Raw genomic sequence first — 3,113 nt, 5'->3', positions numbered from 1 at the left:
GCTGACTTTGGCTTGGGCAAGCCCCCGGAGCCGCCGCCGCCGCTGGCAATGGCGCGGTTCCCGCGCCCTTGACTTCGCGCGGCGCAACGCTTGCGCCCGAACGGGCAGAAAGGACGTGCTACCATGATAGGAGCCAACCTCACCAACGAAACCAGAAAGGCCGTGTACAAGCGGGACGGCTACCGTTGCGCCCTGTGCGACAGCCCCCGGACCATCCAGATTCACCACGTCATGAAGCGGTCGCAAGGCGGGACCAACGAGCCGCACAACCTCATTACCCTGTGTATGTACTGCCACGGCGTGGCCCATGGGACCCGCTTCCCGGAACACGCGGACTGGATGAACGCCGCAGAGGTCCACCAAGCCTGCATAGAATACCTCGCAGACTACTACGCGCCAGACTGGTATCCGTGGGAAGGGGGGCTGTGATGCCCCCCTTCAAGGACGGGGAACGGGAATGCGTCCTGCGGGGGACGTTGTCCCCCTTGGGGACAACAAGCGGTGGCTTCCCCCGCGCCGCCTGCGGGCGGCTTTGCTTCGCGGCCCCCTCGCGGTGCGGTTTTGCCGCGCCGGGTTTCGTGGGAGCGCGGCAAAAGCGCCTGCGCGCTTCGCTTGCACTCGCCGCCCGGCTGTTTTGCTGGGGGCGCGGTTGCCGGGCGGCTCGGGACGGGGGGAACGCTGGGGGTTCCGCGCCTGCGGGCGCGGCCCTTAATCGAGCGCCGCGACAAAGGGTTCCATGGCAAAACCTCCTGTGGAAATTTTACGCGCCGTGTGCTATGATGCCTGTATGAGAGGCATTATAGCACAGAGGGGAGCGCGTTGCCATGGTAAAGCAGGAATTTACCGTTCTTTCTCGCGATGGAAAAACGGAGCTTCACGCGGTGGAGTGGCTGCCGCAGGGGAGGCCGCGGGCGGTGCTGCAAATCGCCCACGGGGTTTCGGAATATGTCCTGCGCTATGAGGAACTTGCGGCGTATCTGACGGAGCGGGGATTTGCCGTGGTGGGAAACGATCATTTGGGGCACGGCGCGTCTGTTGCAAGCGGCGCGCCCCGGGTGTATTTTGGCCCGGCGGGGAGTTGGGATACGGTTGTGGACGATCTATACGCGCTCTGCTGCTTGGTGGGCCAAAAGTTTCCCGGTCTGCCCTATTTTCTGCTGGGGCATTCCATGGGGTCCTTTCTGGTCCGGACGTACCTGATCCGTTATCCCGGCACGGTGGACGGCGCGATCCTGATGGGAACGGGGCAGATGCCTAGGGTACTGACGGCGGCGGGCCGGGCAATTGCCGCTGTCGAATGCCGGAAAATCGGGGAGACGCGGTCCAGCCCCCTTGTTCATAAACTGGCCTTCGGTGCCTACAACAAGGCGTTCGCCCCTAACCGGACGGAGTTTGACTGGGTGTCCTCCGACGAGACGACGGTGAATTTTTATAAGGAGGACCCCCGCTGCGGCGAAAATCCCAGCGTGGGGCTGTTTCGGGAGATGCTGGGGGGCATTGAATTTATTACCAACCGGGCCAATCTGAAGAAAATGAATCTGAGCACACCGGTGCTGTTTGTCTCCGGGAAAGAAGACCCGGTGGGCGAGCGGGGACGGGGCGCACGGCGGGCATATCGCAGTTTTCAAAGAGCGGGTGTCCGGGACACGGAGCTGAAGCTCTACCCCGGCGCGCGGCATGAGATTTTAAACGATGTTTGCAGGCGAGAGGTTTGCCGTGATCTGGCGGACTGGCTGCTGGCCCGGCTTCCCGCTGGGAGGGAGGCGTGAGCGCTACGTCTTTCCCCGCAGGGCCGCCACGCTGTGAGTGACGGAGAGAATACGGAGGGTGCACACCGCGTCGGCGGTGAAGATCAGCAGTGCGAGGAAGGTAAGCGGGGGCGGGATACGGGCGATGACCGCCTCCAGCAGCGGATGAATCAGCAAAAGCGCCATGGAGGCCAGAGCGCCCCACGCAAGGGAGAACAGGATGCAAACCCGTCCCTGAAGGTTTCCCCGGACGTGGGAGTAGTCCCAGAATTTCACGCCCAGCATCGCCTCGCAGGCCCAGTGGTAGAGAAATTCCACTGCCGTGGCCGCTGCGGCCCCCGCCACCGGGAGCCATAAGCCCGCCCGCATGGATGCGGGCAGGGCCAGCACCGCCATAGCCCCCAGCCCGTACACCGGGCACAGGGGAAGAAACAGAAGGCACCGCCGGACAGGATGCGGATCTCCGGTGGTGCGGCGGGCGTAAACCCGCTCTAAAAAGCAGCCCACAAGGCTGTAAAAAATGAAGACCCAGAACCAGTATGCCAAATGAAAACCCTCCGTCTGTTTTTTTCAGTTTGTCCGGGGGAGGGAAATTCATGCGGCGCTTTTAAGAAAAATAAAGGGCGAGGAGGAGCGGTATGGAAGAGTGGCAAAAGCTGCGGGGAGAGTGTCTGGAGTGCCGGAACTGCGGCCTTGCACAGACCCGCACCACCGTGGTGTTTGGCGACGGCTGCGAGACGGCGGAGGTGTTGCTGGTGGGCGAGGGACCGGGGCAGAACGAGGACGAGCAGGGCATTCCCTTTGTGGGGAAGGCGGGGCAACTGCTGGACGATATGCTGGAGATCATCGGACTGGACCGGACGAAAGTCTATGTTGCCAACACGGTGAAATGCCGTCCGCCCCAGAACCGCGACCCTCTGAATGTGGAGATGGCGGCCTGCCGGAGCTGGCTGGACCGGCAGATGGAGCTGCTGCATCCCAAAATTCTGGTGTGTCTTGGCCGTATTGCGGCCAAGGAATTGATTAAAGCTGATTTTCGCATCACCGCCGAGCATGGGCAGTGGTTTGTCCGGGACGGCGTGCAGATGACGGCGCTTTACCATCCCTCCGCCTTGCTCCGGGACCCGTCGAAAAGGCCGGAGACATTTGAGGATTTAAAGAGCTTGCAGGCGAAGATCCGGGAACTGTGCCCGGAGGCGGGGATTTGACCTTGGAGTGCGGCCTGCGGAGAGTTCAATAGTATCCATGAAATGCAAGCGGACTGATGGCGGAAAAATGAGGGCTATGTTCGCTATTATGTGCAAAAATACAAGGCCCCGGCGAACGGTTTACGTTCGCCGGGGCCGGGTTTTTATGGAAATGTGG

The 3,113-nt window shown here is 61.9% G+C and carries 4 protein-coding genes; 3 read left to right on the top strand and 1 reads right to left on the bottom strand.

The window, feature by feature from the left end; translation table 11 throughout:
* Nucleotides 1-123 precede the first annotated feature (123 nt).
* Together B2W96_RS06250 and B2W96_RS06245 are read left to right on the top strand one after the other, a co-directional pair.
* Complete coding sequence (locus tag B2W96_RS06250) at nt 124-429, top strand: HNH endonuclease (protein WP_293009428.1); 306 nt, start codon at nt 124-126, stop codon at nt 427-429.
* A 395-nt stretch (nt 430-824) separates the two neighbouring features.
* Nucleotides 825-1,769: an alpha/beta hydrolase gene (locus B2W96_RS06245; RefSeq protein ID WP_293009427.1), complete on the top strand. Its 945-nt coding sequence runs from the start codon at nt 825-827 to the stop codon at nt 1,767-1,769.
* A gap of 3 nt (nt 1,770-1,772) precedes the next feature.
* On the opposite strand, the gene B2W96_RS06240 is transcribed toward B2W96_RS06245, so the two are convergent.
* Nucleotides 1,773-2,294 carry a putative ABC transporter permease gene (locus B2W96_RS06240; RefSeq protein ID WP_293009426.1) on the bottom strand — a complete coding sequence of 174 codons (522 nt, stop codon included), beginning with the start codon at nt 2,292-2,294 and terminating at the stop codon, nt 1,773-1,775.
* 92 nt (nt 2,295-2,386) lie between these two features.
* Between B2W96_RS06240 and B2W96_RS06235 the strand changes: the two genes are divergently transcribed.
* Nucleotides 2,387-2,956, top strand: coding sequence for a uracil-DNA glycosylase (locus B2W96_RS06235; protein WP_293009425.1), 570 nt, complete (start codon nt 2,387-2,389; stop codon nt 2,954-2,956).
* Nucleotides 2,957-3,113 lie beyond the last annotated feature (157 nt).

Origin of the sequence: Oscillibacter sp. UBA6647, assembly GCA_002455655.1 — a bacterium.
Classification (GTDB): domain Bacteria; phylum Bacillota; class Clostridia; order Oscillospirales; family Oscillospiraceae; genus Oscillibacter.
This window is presented reverse-complemented; position numbering and strand designations above follow the sequence as displayed.

Coding starts and splice junctions, on each gene's coding strand:
- B2W96_RS06245 (WP_293009427.1), top strand. CDS start 825: ATGGTAAAGCAGGAATTTACCGTTCTTTCTCGCGATGGAAAAACGGAG.
- B2W96_RS06250 (WP_293009428.1), top strand. CDS start 124: ATGATAGGAGCCAACCTCACCAACGAAACCAGAAAGGCCGTGTACAAG.
- B2W96_RS06235 (WP_293009425.1), top strand. CDS start 2,387: ATGGAAGAGTGGCAAAAGCTGCGGGGAGAGTGTCTGGAGTGCCGGAAC.